The following is a 16,476-nucleotide window of genomic DNA, read 5'->3' as shown; positions in this document are numbered from 1 at the left end:
AGCGCGCGAGGCGAACTTCACGTACGGCCTGGAGCGCGTCCTGGGACGGCCTGGCGGTCCGCCTGAGCCCGCCCACCTGATGACCGGCCCGACCGTGTCGGTTCCCGTCGAGACGATCTGGCTCATCCCGACGAGGTCCGCTGGATGGGAACGGGTTCGATCCCCGCGCCGTCCGCGCTCTGTCGCGCCGGTGCTACCGGCTTCGGCGCGGTCGGTTCGGGCAGTGTCCGGAACAGCAGCCAGCTCAGGGCGGGCATCATGATCAGCGGGGCGAGGGCTACCTGAAGGGAGGCGGCGTCGGCGAGGCCGCCGAGGAGAGGAGCGGCCAGGCCGCCGACGCTGACGGTCAGGCCGAGCATGATGCCGCTGGCGGTGCCGACGCGCGTGGGGAGGTAGTCCTGGCCGAGGGTGACCTGCAGCGAGAACGGGACGTAGAGCCCGGCGGAGGTCAGTGCCACGAACAGGTAGAACGCCGGACCGGGGATGAACACAATGCCGGCGACGGCGGCGACGGTGAGCAGGTATGACCGGCGCACGACGGTGACCCGGTCCCAGCGGCCGGCCAGGCTGCCGCCCAGCACGGTGCCCACCGCCCCGCCGAGATAGAGCACGAACAGCGCCGCGGTGCCCGCCGAGGTGCCGCCCGCGGTGCGCTGCTGGGCGTAGAGCGAGATGAACGTGCTCAGGCCGACGAAGACGACCGACCGGCAGACCACGGCCAGCGACAGCTTCACGAACGAGATCTTGTCGTCGGCTCCCACCGGCGCCGCGGTGCCGGAACCGGTACGCGCTGTCCTGTCCAGTGCGCGCAGGACCGGCAGGCACAGCACGCTGCCGGCGAGGGCCGGCACCGCGAGCAGCGGCGAGAGCCGCAACCCGCCGGTGGCGACGACGGCGGTGACCAGGATGGGCGCGACGGCGAAGCCGATGTTGCCGCCGAGGGAGAACCAGCCCATCGCGGTGTGACTGCCCTTGCTGGCGATCCGCGCGACACGGGCGGACTCGGGATGGTAGGCGGCGACCCCGATCCCTGACACCGCCACGAACGCCAATGTCAGCGGGTAGGAGCCGGCGAGGCCGCTCAGAGCGATCCCCAGCCCGCCGAGCATCGTGCTCACCGGCAGCAGCCAGGGCAGCGCCCTGCGGTCCGTCAGCGCGCCGAACAGCGGTTGCGCCACCGAGGACAGCAGTGACGCGGCGAGCACGATGCCCGAGGCCACGGCGTAGGTGTAGGCGCGCTCGGCGATGAAGAACGGGACGAGCGAAGCCACAGCGCCCTGGTAGACGTCCACGCACGCATGCCCGGCCGACAGCAGGATGATGGATTTGTTCCTTGGCACATCGCCATGCTCACCGCTCGGCGGCTTGTCGCGCTTTCGATAAACTGCCAATCAATAACGAAAACCCGCCGGCCCGATCGATCAGGACGCCTCGTCCTCACCTTTCAGGTGCTCGGGCATTGTCCGGGCTCGGTCAGCGCGGCCCACACCTTCTCGGGCGGCGGGCACCCCATCTTGGACGCTCGATATCCGCACCGCGGGAACCGTCCCAGTCCGCAGTCACGGTACAAATTCTTGTTTTCGCAGCTAGACCGCGTGTCGCGTGTCCCACCGTGTCCCACGGACGGCGCGCGCGACCTCGCTGCGGTGGTCGGATGAGTCCTGTCACCACGTACCGACCACCACGTGCTGACGAAGGAACAAACAGAACCAGCGAGTTCCCCGGCCAACCCGATGAGAAAGGTAGTGACAGGACATGAACCGGCACGCCAGCGAGAACCTACTCGGCGTTAAGGACATTGAGCAGCAGCCCAAGGGGCGCGGAACGAGGTTCACGCTCAACGGCGCACTCTGGTCACTTCAAGGGTTGTTCGGCTTCTTCTTTGCCGGCAGCGGTTTCGGCAAGGTGCTGTTGTACGACGGAGCCCTGTATGCGGCAGCGCCCCGGGCCGTGGCTTGGTACGCCGCGGTGCCGCAGCCCCTGATCGTCTTCATCGGGGTCTGCGAGGTACTTGGCGGCGTCGGCCTGATCCTGCCGGCGATGACGGGAGTCAAACCGAAGCTGACGCTGCTCGCCGCCATTGGCCTGACGCTGACGATGATCCTCGCGGCTGGTTTTCACATCACGCGCAGCGAATACGAATTGGTGCCTGCGAATCTCTTGCTGGGAGGCGTCGCGGCGTTCATCGCGGTCGGACGATGGAAGCTGAGGCCCATCGCACCCGCGATCATCACCACCTCACGCGCACTCAAGTCGTTCGCGGTCCTCGGCGCACTGGCCCTGCTGGTATTCGCTCCGACGTGGTACACGATGACTAACGTCCAATTCTGATCACTCCGTTTCGCCCGCCGACTGCCCCGACTACCTCGCCCAGCATGAGCGGCTCGTGAGGGCGCCGAGCGGGTGCGCCCGGAGGGTGCGCGAGGGGCGGGCCCCTCGCCGGGGGTGTGGGGGCTTGCCCCGCACAGGACCGGCCCGAGCCCCAAGGCGCGGAGCGCCCCCTACGGTGAGGACCATGCAGTTCGCGGGGGTGTGGGGGCCTGAGCCCCCACACGGAACCGCCTGGAGCGCTGGCGGAAGACCTCACCGTTGCGCGTCCCGCACGCCGTACTGCCTGGAGCGAGACCTCGCACCGCCTGCCGTCAGTCGAACAGGACGATCTGGCGGAGCGCCTCTCCGTTGCGAAGGGCGGTGACCGCGTCGTTCAGGTCCGTCAGCTTGATCCGGGCGCTGATCATCGAGTCCAGGTCGAGCTGGCCGGACTTGTACAGCTCCCCGAAGTAGGGGAAGTCGTGCCTGACGTCCGCCTCACCGTACAGGGAGGAAAGCAGGTTCTTGCCCTCGAACAGCAGGCTGAACGCCGAGATCTGGACCATGTCGTCCATGGCGCCCGCGCCGACCACGATGACGTCGCCGCCCTGGCGGGTGAGCTGCCAGGCGCTCTGGATGGTGGCGGCCTTGCCGACGACCTCGAAGCCGTAGTCGAATCCCTGCGCGCCGGTGAGCTCCTGGAGCGCGCCCGGAAGGTCGTCGGGGGTGACGGCGTGGGTGGCGCCGACCTTCAGTGCGAGCTCGTGCTTCGAGGTGAGCGGGTCGATGGCGAGGATGGTACGCGCGCCGGAGATGCGGGCGCCCTGGATGACGGAGAGGCCGACGCCGCCGCAGCCGATGACGGCGACGGTGGAGCCCGGCCGGACGCGGGCGGTGTTGATGGCCGCGCCGACGCCGGTGGTGATGCCGCAGCCGATGAGGGCGGCGGCCTCCCACGGGATGTCGGGGTCGACCTTGATGGCGCCCTGCCACGGGATGACGATCTCCTCGGCCCAGGTGCCGCAGCCCGCCATGCCGTACACCATCGTGTCGCCGAGCCTGAACGTGCCGGTGGTGAAGGACTCGATGATGTACTTCATGCACAGGTACGGCTGGCCGCCCACGCACAGCGCGCACTCCTGGCAGGAGGGGCGCCAGTTGATGATGACGTGGTCGCCCTGCTGGACGGAGGTGACGTGGTCGCCGACCTCGACGACCTCGCCCGCGCCCTCGTGGCCGAGGATCAGCGGCACCGGCTGGGGCACGACGCCGGTCATCGCCGACAGGTCGGAGTGGCAGACGCCGGTGGCTCTGATCTTGACGCGTACCTGGGTCGGGCCGACGGGGGCCAGGGTGACGTCGTCGCGGATGTCGAGCTTGTCGTCTCCTACGGTGTGGAGCAGCGCTGCGCGCATGGGGGGTTACTCCTCCAGAGAGAGGGCGGCTTTCGGACATGACCGCACCGCGTGGCGGACGCGGTCCAACATCTCCGGCGGCGGCTCAGGCAGCAGGATGTGCAGCTGGTCGTCGTCGTCCACCTCGAAGACCTCGGGCGCGAGCCCCATGCACACGGCGTTGGCCTCGCAGACCTGGTAATCGACTTTGATCTTCATGACAGCCTCCTGTGGTCCCATGAGACCACTTTGGTCGGCTCCACGACGAAGGCGGTGCGCTTTTTCCCCGTATGTTCGACGTACTCGCGGAGCAGCTCATCGGGCACGCCAGGGGTCATCCGCCTGGCGATCTCCATGCCGACGTCGAGCGTCTTGTCGACCTGCTTGGCCACGCCGTACACCAGGACGCCGCGGAGGTCGGCGTAGTCGTCGCCGGATTCGATCAGGCAGCTGACCCGCGGATCGCGTTCCAGGTTCCGCGTCTTCTGCGCCTTGCCGTAGGTCCAGAAGGCGATCCGGCCGGCGTCCATGGCGTAGAACATGGTGACGAGGTGCGGGGTGCCGTCCTGGTTGATGGTCGCGAGCTGCAGCTTGCGCGATTCCTGGAGGAAGGCGGCGATGTCGTCGTCGGACATCGCGATGCGGGCGCGCTGGTTCACGTGCCAAGTAGAACAGGTTCCAGAATCTCGTTCAAGAGGAATGTTCGGTTGGAGTGTTGAGTAAGGTGCTCGTCATGGAGATGCCGCCGGATCTGCTGCTCGCCGCCGAGCGCGCCAAGGGGTTCATGCCTGCCGACGAGGGCAGGGCGCTGTTCGAGACCGCCCTCCAGTACGGCACGCGCGGCCCCATCTGCGAGATCGGCACCTACTGCGGCAAGTCGGCCGTCTACCTCGGCGCCGCCGCCCGCCTGACCGGCTCGGTCGTGGTGACGGTCGACCACCACAGGGGGTCGGAGGAGATCCAGCCGGGCTGGGAGCACCACGACCCCACGCTCGTCGACCCCCGGTTCGGCAGGATGGACTCGCTGCCGACCTTCCGCGCGACGATCGCGGAGGCGGGTCTCGAGGACGAGGTCATCGCGATCGTGGGCAGGTCGGAGCAGGTGGCGCGGCTGTGGAACACGCCGCTGGCGATGCTCTTCATCGACGGCGGCCACGCGGAGGAGCCGGTGACGCGTGACTACGAGGGCTGGTCGCCGCACGTGATGGTGGGCGGTGCGCTGGTCTTCCACGACATCTACCCCGATCCGGCCGACGGCGGGCAGGCGCCGTACCGGGTCTATCTGCGCGCGCTGGAGACCGGCGCGTTCAAGGAGACCGCGGTGACGGGTTCGCTCCGCGTTCTCACCAGAGCGTGATCCTGCTGGTCCGCCGTCTGTCTGGCCCAGGGCGTCCGTCGGTGCTCCTGACGCTGCTCTGCGCGCGGCCGGGCCTCGGCTACGAGTGAGCCGCCGTCACCGGTTCCTGCAGGTCCACACCCTGCGGGCGTGAAGCTGCCAGCCGAGGAGGTCCTCGTGGGTGTGCGGGTCGTGGCCGAGCCCGATCAGCGCCCTGTCCACCCAGGAGGCCGCCTCCTCCGCCTCCGCTCCCGCGAGCAGTTGGACGGCGTGAGCCGTGTGGCCGGGCAGGTGCCCTTCACCGATCCTGGCGGCCGCGGCGAAGGCCGCACCCTGCGCCACATGGGAGCGGAAGCCGTCCGAGGCGGCGTAGGCGGTCAGCCTGCACATCTCGTCCACGTCCGCGCCGCCCAAGTACGTGGCCGCGAACGCCACCCCGCTCCACAGGTCGGCCCTGCGCGTCGCCGGGAACTCGGTGAGGCGCGCCGAGACGTCCTCGGGCGAGGCGCAGTCGTGGAACCACAGCATGCGCCCGAGCCCCTGGTCGAACAGGGCGCGCTGGCTCCTGGTGAGCAGGTGGGGGACGGCTCGCTCGCCCACCATCATGTCGGCGCGGGCGAGCGAGCGCTGGAAACCGAACCCGTCGACCGCCAGCCAGCGCAGCAACGGGTGCGTGTTTCCGAGACCCCAGAGCGGGCGCACGCGCAGGCCGGCGTAGGCACGGCCGACGCCGAGGTGCGCGGCGTGCTGGTGCCGTATGGCGGGGCCGGCGAGTAGCTCCCGAAGGCGCCGGCCCCTGGTCATGGTGAGCAGGTCGAGGGTGGCGCACGCCATCGCGGCGCCCCCGTAGGCGAAGCCTCGCTGCTCAGGGTGAAGCTCGTCGATCCTGCCCGTCTCGTGGGAGAGGACGGCGTTGTATCCGAAGACGTGCGAGCGCTCGGCGCGCTCCATGGCGGCGCGGGCGGGCCCCGATCTCAGGCGGAAGCGGCGCCTGCCGAGATCGGCCTCGGCGGGATCCTTCGCCAGCAGGCGTCGGAGACCCGGCGAAGAGGAGACGGTCGGATCGATCCTGACCTGGTCCAAGAACGCAAGTGTGCCCGTGTCGCCCACTCTTCCCCCGAAGACGCATCGAACGGCCACTCACGAAACTAGTGAGCGCTTCGCGGCGGTCCTCGGCGGCGCTCCGCCTTTCGCGGCAAAGAAGCGGCAAAACGGCTTGTGGGTCCCAGCGATCAACCGGCGTCGCCGTCACGGCTGTCGCCGGTCATGCGCGCTTGCCGTACTGGAAGGGGTGGGTCTGGCCGGAGACGGGGATGTCGCGGAACAGGCCCGCGCCCGGCGTGAACCCGAACAGGGCGTCGGCGGCGAGGATCACGGCGGCGGCGGTGTAGCCGGAGCGCTCGTGCGGGAAGTGCTTGAGGTTGGCGAACTGCCAGCCGGTCCAGTACGAGCCGTCCTCGTGGCGCAGGTGCTGCATGTCGGCGAACAGCCGCTCGGCGCGCTCGCGGTCACCGACGGCGTCGAGGGCGAGGACGAGCTCGCACGTTTCCGCGCCGGTCACCCACGGCTGGTCGGAGACGCAGCGGATGCCGAGGCCGGGGACGACGAAGGCGTCCCACTCCTTGTCGAGCAGGTCGAGCGCCAGGTCGCCGCGGACGGCGCCGCCGAGCACCGGGTAGTACCAGTCCATCGAGAAGCGGCTCTTGTCGGCGAACGCCTCGGGGGTGTTCTGCAGCGTGCCGGCCAGGCGGTCGGCGGCCAGCTCCCAGTGCGGCTGCGGATCGTCGAGGCGGTCGGCGAGCAGGACGCCGCTGCGCAGCCCCTGGTGGATGCTGGAGCAGCCGGTCAGCAGCGCGTAACCGGAGGGCCGGCCCTGCGCGTCGCGCTCCCACACGATCTCCCCGCGAGGGGTCTGGAGGTCGACCACGTAGTCGAGGGCCGCCTTGACCATGCCCCAACGCCGTCGCGCGTTGTCCAGGTCTCCCGTGACAAGGAGGTCGTGCCAGGCGCCGACGGCCACGTATGCGGCGTGGTTGGTCTCGCCGCCCAGCTCGACCGCCTCGCCCGCGACCAGCTTCATCGGCCACGAGCCGTCCTCGCGCTGGTGGGCCTCCAGCCAGGCGTAGCCGCGCTCGACCTCGTCCGCGAGGCCGGCCACCGACATGGCCATCAGGCACTCGACGTGGTTCCACGCGTCGACGTGTCCCTCGGGCCACGGCACGCCGCCGTCGTCCTCCTGGATGGCTGCGATGCTCAGCGCGGTCTGGAGGACGTGCTCCCGCGTGATCACGCAGGCTTCCTGATGTAGAGCACCAGGCTCTTGCCGACGACCTGGTTCAGCACGGCCTCGGCCACCCTGGTCGTCTTCGGCCGCTTCATGATGTCCCAGACCAGGAGCTTGTGGTACGCCATGGCCAGCGGGTGGCTGTCGTTGTCGACGCCGACCGCGCACTTGATCCACCAGTACGGCGCGTGCAGGCCGTGCGCGAAGTGGTGCGGCCCGAGCCTGAAGCCCGTCGCCTTGAGCTTGGCCCTCAGCTCCGCCAGCGTGTAGATCCGGATGTGCCCGCCGGGAGCCGTGTGGTACGCCTCGCTCAGCGCCCAGCAGATCCGCTCGGGCAGGAACGCGGGCACGGTGATCGCTGCCAGCCCTCCGGGCTTGAGCACGCGCAGGATCTCCCGCATCGCGGTGGTGTCCTCGTGGATGTGCTCCAGCACCTCGGCGGCGATCACCCGGTCGAAGCTGTCGTTCTCGAACGGCATGTCGAGCGCGGTGCCCTGCACGGTCTCGCCCGTGCCCTTGGCCTCGCCCGTCTCCTCCATCGCCGCGAACATCGACTTGACGCCGTCGAGTTCGCCCTGGTCCATGTCGAAGGCGACCACGTCCGCGCCCCTGCGCAGCACCTCGAAGGCGTGGCGGCCACCGCCACAGCCCAGGTCCAGCACGCGATGGCCCGGGCCGACGGGCAGCCGGGCGAAGTCGACGGTCAGCACTTGCCGAACTCCTCAATGGCCTCTCTGTAGGCCTCGACGGTCTTCTTGGCGACGACGTGCCAGGTGTAGCGCTCCATCACGCGGTCGTAGCCCGCCTTGCCGACCCGCTCGCGCTCCTCGGGGTCGTCGTGCAGGCGGCGCAGCACCGCGGCGAGCTCCTCGGGGTCGCCGGGCGCGACCTGCACCGCCGCGTCCCCGACCACCTCGGGCAGCGCTCCCGTACGGCTGGCGACCAGCGGGGTGGCGCACGCCATGTGCTCGACGGCGGGCAGCGAGAAGCCCTCGTAGAGGCTCGGGACGACGGAGACCTCGGAGGTGGCGATCAGTTCGCCGAGCTCGTCGTCGGAGATGCCGTGGACGAAGCGGACCCTGTCCTGGAGCGAGAGCTCCTGGACGAGCTGCTCGGTGGGCCCTCCAGGGGTCGGCTTGCTGACGACGGTGAGGTTCACGTCGCGCTCGGTGGCCAGCTTGGCGACCGCCCTGAGCAGCGTCGAGACACCCTTCATGGGGGAGTCGGCGGAGGCCACGGCGACGATGGAGCCCTTCCTGCGCGGCTTGTCGGGCCGCGGGTGGAAGTAGCGCGTGTCGACGCCGAGCGGGATCAGGCGCATGTTGGCCTGGGGAACGTTGAAGTCGCGGTGGATGTCGGCCAGGCTCGACTCGCTGACCGTGAGGATCGGCTTCAGCCTTGGCGCCACCTTGGCCTGCATCTTCACGAATCCGTACCACCTGCGCATGGTCAGCTTCTTGGCGCCCTTGGCCGCCTCGAGCTCGATGCGCCTGTCCACGCTGATCGGGTGGTGGATGGTGCCGACGACGGGGAACAGCTTCTGGATGCCGAGCAGGCCGTACCCGAGGGTCTGGTTGTCCTGGACGACGTCGAAGTCGCCGAGGCGCTTCTTCAGCTCGCGGTAGGCTCGCAGGGTGAAGGTCAGCGGCTCGGGGAAGCCGGCCGTCCACATCGTCCCGACTTCGAGCCAGTCGATCCAGTCGCGGTACTCGTGCAGCTTCGGCGTGCGGAAGGGGTCCTCGTCGCGGTAAAGATCCAGGCTCGGAACCTTGTTGAGGATCACGCCCTCGTCCAGCTCCGGGTACGGCTGGCCGGAGAAGACCTCGACGTGGTGCCCCAGCGCGACCAGCTCTCTGCTGAGGTGGCGGAGGTAGACGCCTTGCCCGCCGCAGGTGGGCTTGCTCCGGTAGGAAAGCAGCGCGATCCGCACGGATACCCCTTTCTCCACCGGTACCGTGAAAGATGACCTTAGTCTGCGCACCTTACCATTGGGTAGGTATCTGGGGTCTCTTGTGGAATTGTTCCTCGTATGGCTTTCACGGGGCGCGAACTGGGAAGTTAGCCTGACCGAACGGCGTTCGGTGGAACGCGTTCTACGGGGGCTTGCTGCTTCCCGCGGGACATCGCAGTACATTCCGTCCCAACGACTAACGATGGAGGACCCCGTTGGCCAGGCGCGCGCTGATCACCGGCATCACCGGGCAGGACGGTTCCTACCTGGCCGAGCATCTGCTCTCCCTGGGCTACGAGGTGTGGGGGCTCGCCCGAGGACAGGCCAACCCCCGGGTGTCGCGGATGCGCAAGCTGCTGGCCGACGTCCAGGTCGTCAGAGGTGACCTGCTGGACCAGGGGTCGTTGATCTCCGCGGTAGAGAAGGTGCGGCCCGACGAGGTCTACAACCTCGGCGCGATCTCGTTCGTGCCGATGTCGTGGGAGCAGGCCGAGCTGACGGCCGAGGTCACGGGCATGGGCGTGTTGCGCATGCTCGAGGCGATCAGGGTGTGCTCGTCGCGCGGCGCCTCCATCCGGTTCTACCAGGCGTCCTCGTCGGAGATGTTCGGCCAGGTCAGCGAGACGCCGCAGAACGAGCGCACGTCCTTCCACCCGCGCTCGCCGTACGGCGTGGCCAAGGCGTACGGGCACTTCCTCACCCAGAACTACCGAGAGTCGTACGGGATGTTCGCGGTGTCGGGGATCCTGTTCAACCACGAGTCGCCGCGGCGCGGCGCCGAGTTCGTGACGCGCAAGGTGACGCTGGGAGTGGCGCGGATCAAGCTGGGGCTGGCCTCCGAGCTGCGGCTGGGCAACCTGGAGGCGCGACGCGACTGGGGGTTCGCCGGCGACTACGTCAAGGCGATGCACCTCATGCTGCAGGCCGACTCGCCCGAGGACTACGTGATCGGGACGGGGCGCACGCAGTCGGTACGGGAACTGGTCGAGGCGGCGTTCAAGGCGGCGGACCTGGACTGGGAGCAGTACGTGGTGTGCGACCAGGCGCTGCACCGGCCCGCTGAGGTGGACCTGCTGTGCGCGGACCCGAAGAAGGCCCGGGTGCAGCTGGGATGGGAGCCCACGGTGTCGTTCGAGGAGCTCGTGGCGATGATGGTCGAATCGGACATCCGCCTGCTCTCCAACGGCGGCGACCCCGACCAGGACAGCTCCTGGCCCTGATGTGAGGGGGTCGGTCCTGTGGACAACGGCCCCCCATCCACAGAAGCCCGTTCGGCCGCCCACCCTCGGCCCCCTCCTCGCCAAGCTGTCCCCGTGCAAGCCTCCCTCCTCGACCGAGTCCGCCTGTTCACCGGCCTCGTCCCCGGCTCCACCGCGTGCCGCCGCACCGCCGCCCACATCTGGGGCCTCAACGCCCTCAGCGAGAGCGAGGACGAGTGGCCGGTCGAGCTGGCCGTACCGCGCCCTGCCCATGTCCAGGCTGCACCGTCCACCGGGCCACGCTTCCGCCCGCCGACGTGACCGAGCACAGGTCGGTCCGCGTGACCACCCCCGAGCGCACCGCCTTCGACTGCGCCCAGCACCTCGCGAGACGCGACGGCGTCGCCATCGTCGACCAGTTCCTGCGCCGCGGCGTCGACCACGACGCGCTGATGCGCCGCGCCACCGGCTTCCGGCAGGTGTGGGAGACCCTCGCCATGGCCGACAAGGGCGCCGCCTCCCCGCGAGAGACCTGGCTGCGCGTCATCCTCGTCGAAGGCGGCCTGCCCAGGCCCGCCACCCAGATCCGCGTCGACCTTCCCGGCGACAGGCTCGCCTACCTCGACCTCGGCTGGCCCGCGTTCTCCCTGGGCGTCGAGTACGACGGCCAGGGACACCACACCTCGCCCGCCGACCGCCACCGCGACGTCACCCGCCGCGCCGCCCTGCGCGCCGCAGGGTGGCGCGTCATCCCCGTCAGGCGCGACGTCATCCCCGCCCGCTCCGCCGACCTCGTCGAACAGGTCGCCAATGCCCTCATCGAATGCGGATGGAAACCGGCGCCCGCCCAGGTCACCCGCATCCTCGCCCGCCTGCGCGCCGCCCGCCGCCGACGTTGGTGATCACGGATGCAGCGACAGCCCTTTCGTCACCTTGTCCACCGCGTTCTTCGGCCCGTAGATCGCCAACCCGACCAGCCGCAGGTCCTCGGCCTCCACCGCCCGCACCGCGGCCCTGTTGTCGTCGTCGTTGCCCGTCTTGAACAACTCCTCGGTATAGACCGCCACCCGCAGCCCCCTGGCCATGGCGCGCTCCCGAACCCGGGCGAGCCCCTCCTCGTCACTCGCGTAGACGAGCACCGGCTGCCTGAACATCGGGAGGTAGACGTTGTCCGACCCGTCCTCGTACGGCTGCCCGACCGTCTCGGGCTCCCCACCCGCCACGGCGCTCGAGAGGAAGGCGGTGACGTTCAGCTTCTGCCAGACAGCGAGATCCTCCCGGACCACGATGCCGATCTTCGTATCGAACCGCATGCGCCCAGCCTGCCCCGCCCCGCCCCACCCGGTCTTGAACGCTCGTGCGCGCGCCAACGCCCATCCGGTACGCCAAGCCCCAAGCCCACCGCCCTACCTGTGGGCCCGTGTGCCGTCGGCCCACGGAAGCCGGTGCTGCCCACTCGCGCCCAACGGCCACAATGGAGAGGTGACGCGTGACTGGTCTCGCTACTGGCGCTCTCCTGACAGGCCGCTGGAAGCGATGCACGCCCACTTCGAGCAGCACGTCTACCACCGCCACAGCCACGACACCTACTCCTTCGGCGTCACCGAGATCGGCGCCCAGGCCTTCACGTGCAGAGGCTCGGCCCACACCAGCGCCACCGGCATGGTCATGGCGTTCAACCCCGACGATCCCCACGATGGCCACGCCGCGGACCGGTTCGGGTTCACCTACCGGATCGTCCACATCGGCCCCGAGGTGGTCGCCGACGCACTCGAGGACACCACAGGCCGCCGCACGGGCCTGCCCCTGTTCACCGACCCCGTCCTCGACGACCCCGTCCTCGCCCATTCGCTGCACGCCCTCCACCTCGCCCTCCTCGGCGGCGCCTCAGCCCTGCGCCGCGACGAACTGCTCAGGGCCACTGTCGCCGCGATGGTCCGGCGCGGCAGCACCACCGCCGGCGCGTCCGACAGAACACCCAGGACCGGCGCCCTGCTCATCGCCGAACGCGTCCGCCGCCGTCTCGACGACTCTCCCCTCGACGACCTCACCGCCACCGACCTCGCCACGGCCGCCGGATGCAGCCGCTTCATGGTCTACAGGGCGTTCCAGGCCGCGTACGGCCTCGCCCCGAGCGACTACCAACGCCAGCTCAGGCTCAGAACCGCCCGCCGCCTCATCGCCCGCGGTCTTTCCCTGGGCCAGGTGGCCGCCCGGTCGGGGTTCGCCGACCAGAGCCACCTGACCCGCTGGTTCACCCGCGCCTACGGCGTAACACCCGGCACGTACCGCAAGGCAGGTCTCCTCCCCACGGGCTGACCACGCGGCTTGGCTTCTCACCGGGCACCCGGCGCGGCCTTCTCACCGGACGACCGAGAAGGACATACCTGGCCCGCACCTCCCGCGCACCAGGCTCCACACCCCGCCAAGTCGCTCCCAGCCTGAGCCCCGCCACGAGACGCTCCCCACCCGGTCGTGCAGGACACGCTCCCGCCCGGTCCTGCCACGAGACGCGGTCGTCTCGTGAGGTTCTGGCGTGGTCGTTCGCGTGCTGCTTCCGGTCGGGTTCTGCCGCGAGACGCTCTCGCTGTCGTCTGGTGAGGTTGTCGTGTGGTCGTTCGTGGGAGGGGAGCGGTCAGGAAAGGGTGACGGGGAGGTCCTTGATGCCGTTGATGAAGTTCGAGCGCAAGCGCCGTGCCTCCCCCGTCTGGCGCATGTGGGGGAACCGGCGGGCCAGTTGTTCGAACAGTACCCGCAGCTCCAGCTTGGCCAGATGGTTCCCGAGGCAGAAGTGCGCTCCTCCGCCCCCGAAGCCGATGTGTGGGTTCGGGTTGCGGCCGATGTCGAAGGTCTCCGGGTCGGTGAAGACGGAGGCGTCCCTGTTCGCCGAGGAGTAGAACACGACCACCTTGTCGTCGGCCTTGACCTGCCGGCCGCCGAGCGTGAGGTCGGCGGTGGCCGTCCGGCGGAAGAGGTTCACGGGGGAGACCCACCGGACGATCTCGTCGGCGGCCGTGCGGGCGAGCGTGGGGTCGGCGGCCAGCCGTTCCCACTGGGAGGGGTGCTCGAAGAGGGCGAGCATTCCGCCGGACGCGGCGTTGCGGGTGGTCTCGTTGCCCGCGACGACGAGGAGCAGGACGAACAGCTCGAACTCGTTCTCGGTGAGGCTTTCGCCGTTCTCGTCGGATTGGAGAAGCTTGGTGACGATGTCGTCGCGAGGCTCGGTGCGGCGCTGGGCGGCCAGCACGGAGGCGTAGGAGTAGACCTCCGCGGCGGCGGCGCCGCCCTCGTCCGGGGAGGCGGCGTAGTCGGGGTCCTGGGCGCCGATCATGCGGTTCGACCAGGTGAAGATCTTGTCGCGGTCGGAGACGGGGGCGCCGAGGAGTTCGCAGATCACGTAGAGCGGCAACGGGGCGGCGATCTCGGTGACGAAGTCGGTCTCGCCCGAGCATTTGTCGAGGAGATCGTCGCAGATGTCGCGGATGTGCTGTTCGAGCGCGCTGATCGTGCGAGGGGTGAAGCCGCGGTTGACCAGGGAACGCCGCCGGGTGTGCTCGGGCGGGTCCTGGTTCAGCATCATCATCCGCTGGAGTTCGCGCTGCTCCTCCGGCATCTCGTTGAACAGGGCGAGTTTGCGCGCCGACGAGAACAGGTCCGAGTGGCGGGAGACGTGGGTGACGTCCTCGTGCCGGGTGACGGCCCAGAAGCCGGGCTCACCGGGGTGCCAGTAGACGGGCGCGTTCTCCCGCAGCCAGCGCAGTTGCTCGTGTGGGGGGCCGGAGGTCGCGTAGTGGTCCTGATCGACGAGATCGATGTGCACGAGCCGTCACCTCGACTTGATCAAGCGCTTGGTAGGACAAGGTATTGAAACGTGTTCTATTACAGGCCCGCTCGCCGGTCAAGGCGCGGGAGGCTCCAGCGGGCTCGGCCCGGCCTCACGACCTAGGGGTTCCGAAGGTCACCGGCATCTCCTTGATGCCGTTGATGAAGTTCGAGCGGAGCCTGCGGACCTCTCCCGCCGGGGCGATGTCGGGCAGGCGGCGGGCGATGGTCCCGAACAGGATCCGCAGCTCCATCCTGGCCAGGTGGGCGCCCAGGCAGAAGTGCGGTCCGCCACCGCCGAAACCGAGGTGCGGGTTGGGGTCCCGGTCGATGTCGAACACGTCAGGACGCGTGAAGACGGCGGGATCGCGGTTGGCGGCGCTGTAGTAGACCACGATCTTGTCGCCCCTGCGGACCGGCTGCCCGCCGACGGTCGTGTGGGCCAGCGCCGTCCTGCGGAACTGCATGACGGGCGTGGCCCACCTGACGATCTCCTCGACCGCGCTGCCGAGCAGCTCGGGGGCCGCCACCAGCCGCCGCCACTGCTCGGGGTGGTCGAAGAAGGCCTTCATCCCGAGCGAGGTCGCGTTCCGTGTCGTCTCGTTGCCCGCCACGGCCAGCAGGATCGTGAACATGCCCACGTCGTCGGGCGACAGCACCGCCCCGTCGGCATCCGGCGTGATCATTTTGGTGATCAGGTCGTCCCGTGGGGTCTCGACGCGCTCGTCCGCCAGCGCGTTGCCGTACGCCATCAGCTCGGCCGCCGCGTCCTGCCCGTCTTCGTAGGTGGTCTGGAACTCGGGGTCGTCCCACCCGATGAGCCGGTTCGACAGGTCGAACAGCAGGTCCCTGTCCTCGACGGGCGCGCCGAGCAGCTCGCAGATCACCTGCAGCGGCAGCGGCGCGGCCACTTGGGTCACGAAGTCGCCCTCGCCCGAGCACCGGTCGATCAGGTCGTCGCAGACCTCCCTGATGTGCTGTTCGAGCTTCCCGATCATGCGAGGGGTGAACCCCTTGTTGACCAGCGAGCGTCGCCTGGAGTGCTCCGGCGGGTCCTGGTTGAGCATCAGCAGCCGCTGCAGCTCCTTGTCGGGCTCCGGGTACTCGCCGATCATCGCCAGTCCCTCGTGGGAGGAGAACAGCTCCGGGTGCCTGGAGACGTGCATCACGTCGGCGTGCCTGGTCACGGCCCAGAACCCCGGTGTCTGCGGGTCCTGGTGCCAGTGCACGGGGGAGTGCTCGCGCAGCCATGCCAGGTCCTGATACGGCACGCCGCGCTCGTAGACGGACGGGTCGTAGAGCTCGATCATGCGGAGGCTCCTGACTTGATCAAGCGCTTGGTCGCATAAATGTTTGTATAACGGTCCTGTACGCCCGTCAAGGAGTGATGCGTGTCTAGCTAGGTTGCATTCCTAACTAGCTTGTTCTACCGTCTAGGTCGTAACGGAAACCCTTCACCGTCGGAGGCCGCTCCCCATGTCTCTCGTCCTGTTCGCTCTCCTGGTGATTCACCTGGCCGTCGTGAGCCCGCTGATGGGCCGCCGCACCTACGCGGCCCTGCGCGAGAACCGCAGCATGTACACGCGAACGTTCCTCGCCTGGATCGGCGAGCTGTGGGCGCTGGCGTTCGTGGCCCTGGCGATCGTCGGCCTCTCGCCCGACCTGGACCTGGCCGACCTGGGACTGGTCCCCACCGAGGACCTGTCGACCATGCTGGGGATGATCGTCGGCGCGGCGGTCGTGTCCCTGGCCCTGGCACTGGTGATGCGGCTCAAGAAGATCACCGTGCCTGGGCAGGCCGCGTTCAAGGAGCTCATTCCCTCGACGGCGGCGGAGCGCTGGCTCGCGCTCGCTCTGGCCATCAGCGCAGGCGTCTGCGAGGAGATCGTCTTCCGCGGGCTGCTGATCTCGGGCTTCATGTCGATCCTCGACGTCTCGCGGCCGGTCGCGGCGGGGCTCGCGTTGGCGCTGTTCGTCGTGGGACACCTCTACCAGGGGTGGAGGGGCATGGTGATGGTGACGCTCGCCGGGTTCTCGCTGACGGCGCTCTACTTCTCGACCGGGTCGCTGCTCCTGCCGATCGTCCTGCACATCCTGGTCGACGTCCGCTCCCTCCTCATCACGTCCCGGCATCCCGGTCGCCCGGCCGCGACGCCGGTAGGTCGTGGAGCGGTGTAGGT

General features: G+C 69.2%; 18 protein-coding genes. 7 read left to right on the top strand and 11 right to left on the bottom strand.

Features of this window, described 5'->3' with window-relative positions; translation table 11 throughout:
- Positions 1–122: 122 nt before the first annotated feature.
- On the bottom strand, positions 123–1,340 hold the full coding sequence (locus tag AB0B45_RS25460; RefSeq protein ID WP_358134925.1) for an MFS transporter: 1,218 nt from the start codon (positions 1,338–1,340) through the stop codon (positions 123–125).
- Positions 1,341–1,755: 415 nt separating this feature from the next.
- Here AB0B45_RS25460 and AB0B45_RS25455 point away from each other — a divergent pair, with 415 nt between their 5' ends.
- A complete protein-coding gene (locus AB0B45_RS25455; protein WP_358134922.1) occupies positions 1,756–2,331 on the top strand; it encodes a DoxX family protein in 576 nt (191 codons plus the stop codon).
- Positions 2,332–2,642: 311 nt separating this feature from the next.
- Here the strand turns inward: AB0B45_RS25455 and AB0B45_RS25450 are convergent, their stop codons facing one another.
- The 3 genes from AB0B45_RS25450 to AB0B45_RS25440 are packed head-to-tail and all read right to left on the bottom strand — an operon-like array spanning position 2,643 to position 4,363.
- The gene (locus AB0B45_RS25450; RefSeq protein ID WP_358134919.1) at positions 2,643–3,725 is read right to left on the bottom strand and encodes a Zn-dependent alcohol dehydrogenase; all 1,083 of its coding nucleotides are present in this window, start codon (positions 3,723–3,725) and stop codon (positions 2,643–2,645) included.
- Between the two features lie 6 nt (positions 3,726–3,731).
- Positions 3,732–3,923 (bottom strand): ferredoxin, encoded by a 192-nt coding sequence (locus AB0B45_RS25445; RefSeq protein ID WP_358134916.1) that lies wholly within the window; start codon positions 3,921–3,923, stop codon positions 3,732–3,734.
- Entirely contained in the window at positions 3,920–4,363 is a 444-nt protein-coding gene (locus AB0B45_RS25440; RefSeq protein ID WP_358134913.1) for a pyridoxamine 5'-phosphate oxidase family protein, read from the bottom strand. The genes AB0B45_RS25445 and AB0B45_RS25440 overlap by 4 nt, the downstream gene beginning before the upstream one ends.
- A gap of 80 nt (positions 4,364–4,443) precedes the next feature.
- Here AB0B45_RS25440 and AB0B45_RS25435 point away from each other — a divergent pair, with 80 nt between their 5' ends.
- Positions 4,444–5,061, top strand: a complete 618-nt coding sequence (locus AB0B45_RS25435; protein ID WP_358135126.1) for a class I SAM-dependent methyltransferase — start codon at positions 4,444–4,446, stop codon at positions 5,059–5,061.
- 96 nt (positions 5,062–5,157) lie between these two features.
- On the opposite strand, the gene AB0B45_RS25430 is transcribed toward AB0B45_RS25435, so the two are convergent.
- From AB0B45_RS25430 to AB0B45_RS25415, 4 genes are all read right to left on the bottom strand, one after another.
- A complete protein-coding gene (locus AB0B45_RS25430) occupies positions 5,158–6,123 on the bottom strand; it encodes a DUF1702 family protein (protein WP_358134910.1) in 966 nt (321 codons plus the stop codon).
- 181 nt (positions 6,124–6,304) lie between these two features.
- Positions 6,305–7,330, bottom strand: coding sequence for a prenyltransferase (locus AB0B45_RS25425; RefSeq protein WP_358134907.1), 1,026 nt, complete (start codon positions 7,328–7,330; stop codon positions 6,305–6,307).
- Positions 7,327–8,034, bottom strand: a complete 708-nt coding sequence (locus AB0B45_RS25420) for a methyltransferase domain-containing protein (RefSeq protein ID WP_358134904.1) — start codon at positions 8,032–8,034, stop codon at positions 7,327–7,329. Before AB0B45_RS25420 ends, AB0B45_RS25425 begins: the two co-directional genes overlap by 4 nt.
- Positions 8,028–9,254 carry a glycosyltransferase family 4 protein gene (locus AB0B45_RS25415; RefSeq protein ID WP_358134901.1) on the bottom strand — a complete coding sequence of 409 codons (1,227 nt, stop codon included), beginning with the start codon at positions 9,252–9,254 and terminating at the stop codon, positions 8,028–8,030. The genes AB0B45_RS25420 and AB0B45_RS25415 overlap by 7 nt, the downstream gene beginning before the upstream one ends.
- A 236-nt stretch (positions 9,255–9,490) precedes the next feature.
- Here AB0B45_RS25415 and AB0B45_RS25410 point away from each other — a divergent pair, with 236 nt between their 5' ends.
- The 3 genes from AB0B45_RS25410 to AB0B45_RS25400 all read left to right on the top strand — a co-directional run bounded on the left by AB0B45_RS25410 (position 9,491) and on the right by AB0B45_RS25400 (position 11,376).
- Positions 9,491–10,495, top strand: a complete 1,005-nt coding sequence (locus tag AB0B45_RS25410; RefSeq protein ID WP_358134898.1) for a GDP-mannose 4,6-dehydratase — start codon at positions 9,491–9,493, stop codon at positions 10,493–10,495.
- Between the two features lie 93 nt (positions 10,496–10,588).
- On the top strand, positions 10,589–10,795 hold the full coding sequence (locus tag AB0B45_RS25405; RefSeq protein WP_358134895.1) for a hypothetical protein: 207 nt from the start codon (positions 10,589–10,591) through the stop codon (positions 10,793–10,795).
- On the top strand, positions 10,792–11,376 hold the full coding sequence (locus AB0B45_RS25400) for a hypothetical protein (RefSeq protein ID WP_358134892.1): 585 nt from the start codon (positions 10,792–10,794) through the stop codon (positions 11,374–11,376). The genes AB0B45_RS25405 and AB0B45_RS25400 overlap by 4 nt, the downstream gene beginning before the upstream one ends.
- Here AB0B45_RS25400 and AB0B45_RS25395 read toward each other — a convergent pair whose 3' ends face one another.
- Complete coding sequence (locus tag AB0B45_RS25395; protein WP_358134889.1) at positions 11,377–11,787, bottom strand: DUF2000 domain-containing protein; 411 nt, start codon at positions 11,785–11,787, stop codon at positions 11,377–11,379. It abuts the gene before it with no gap.
- A gap of 169 nt (positions 11,788–11,956) precedes the next feature.
- On the opposite strand from AB0B45_RS25395, the gene AB0B45_RS25390 reads away from it, so the two are divergent.
- Positions 11,957–12,793 (top strand): AraC family transcriptional regulator, encoded by an 837-nt coding sequence (locus AB0B45_RS25390; RefSeq protein ID WP_358134886.1) that lies wholly within the window; start codon positions 11,957–11,959, stop codon positions 12,791–12,793.
- Between the two features lie 316 nt (positions 12,794–13,109).
- On the opposite strand, the gene AB0B45_RS25385 is transcribed toward AB0B45_RS25390, so the two are convergent.
- Entirely contained in the window at positions 13,110–14,294 is a 1,185-nt protein-coding gene (locus AB0B45_RS25385; RefSeq protein ID WP_358134883.1) for a cytochrome P450, read from the bottom strand.
- Positions 14,295–14,409: 115 nt separating this feature from the next.
- Positions 14,410–15,606: a cytochrome P450 gene (locus tag AB0B45_RS25380; RefSeq protein ID WP_358134880.1), complete on the bottom strand. Its 1,197-nt coding sequence runs from the start codon at positions 15,604–15,606 to the stop codon at positions 14,410–14,412.
- Positions 15,607–15,772: 166 nt separating this feature from the next.
- On the opposite strand from AB0B45_RS25380, the gene AB0B45_RS25375 reads away from it, so the two are divergent.
- Positions 15,773–16,474, top strand: coding sequence for a CPBP family intramembrane glutamic endopeptidase (locus AB0B45_RS25375; protein ID WP_358134878.1), 702 nt, complete (start codon positions 15,773–15,775; stop codon positions 16,472–16,474).
- Positions 16,475–16,476 lie beyond the last annotated feature (2 nt).

Source organism: Nonomuraea sp. NPDC049152, from assembly GCF_040648355.1.
Classification (GTDB): Bacteria; Actinomycetota; Actinomycetes; order Streptosporangiales; family Streptosporangiaceae; genus Nonomuraea.
Note: the sequence above shows the minus strand (reverse complement) of the source record. Positions and strands in the feature narration are given on the sequence as shown.

Bases quoted from the DNA above. Each gene is read 5' to 3' on its own strand.
- AB0B45_RS25455 (WP_358134922.1), top strand. From the start codon at position 1,756: ATGAACCGGCACGCCAGCGAGAACCTACTCGGCGTTAAGGACATTGAG.
- AB0B45_RS25450 (WP_358134919.1), bottom strand. From the start codon at position 3,725: ATGCGCGCAGCGCTGCTCCACACCGTAGGAGACGACAAGCTCGACATC.
- AB0B45_RS25445 (WP_358134916.1), bottom strand. From the start codon at position 3,923: ATGAAGATCAAAGTCGATTACCAGGTCTGCGAGGCCAACGCCGTGTGC.
- AB0B45_RS25435 (WP_358135126.1), top strand. From the start codon at position 4,444: ATGCCGCCGGATCTGCTGCTCGCCGCCGAGCGCGCCAAGGGGTTCATG.
- AB0B45_RS25395 (WP_358134889.1), bottom strand. From the start codon at position 11,787: ATGCGGTTCGATACGAAGATCGGCATCGTGGTCCGGGAGGATCTCGCT.
- AB0B45_RS25380 (WP_358134880.1), bottom strand. From the start codon at position 15,606: ATGATCGAGCTCTACGACCCGTCCGTCTACGAGCGCGGCGTGCCGTAT.
- AB0B45_RS25375 (WP_358134878.1), top strand. From the start codon at position 15,773: ATGTCTCTCGTCCTGTTCGCTCTCCTGGTGATTCACCTGGCCGTCGTG.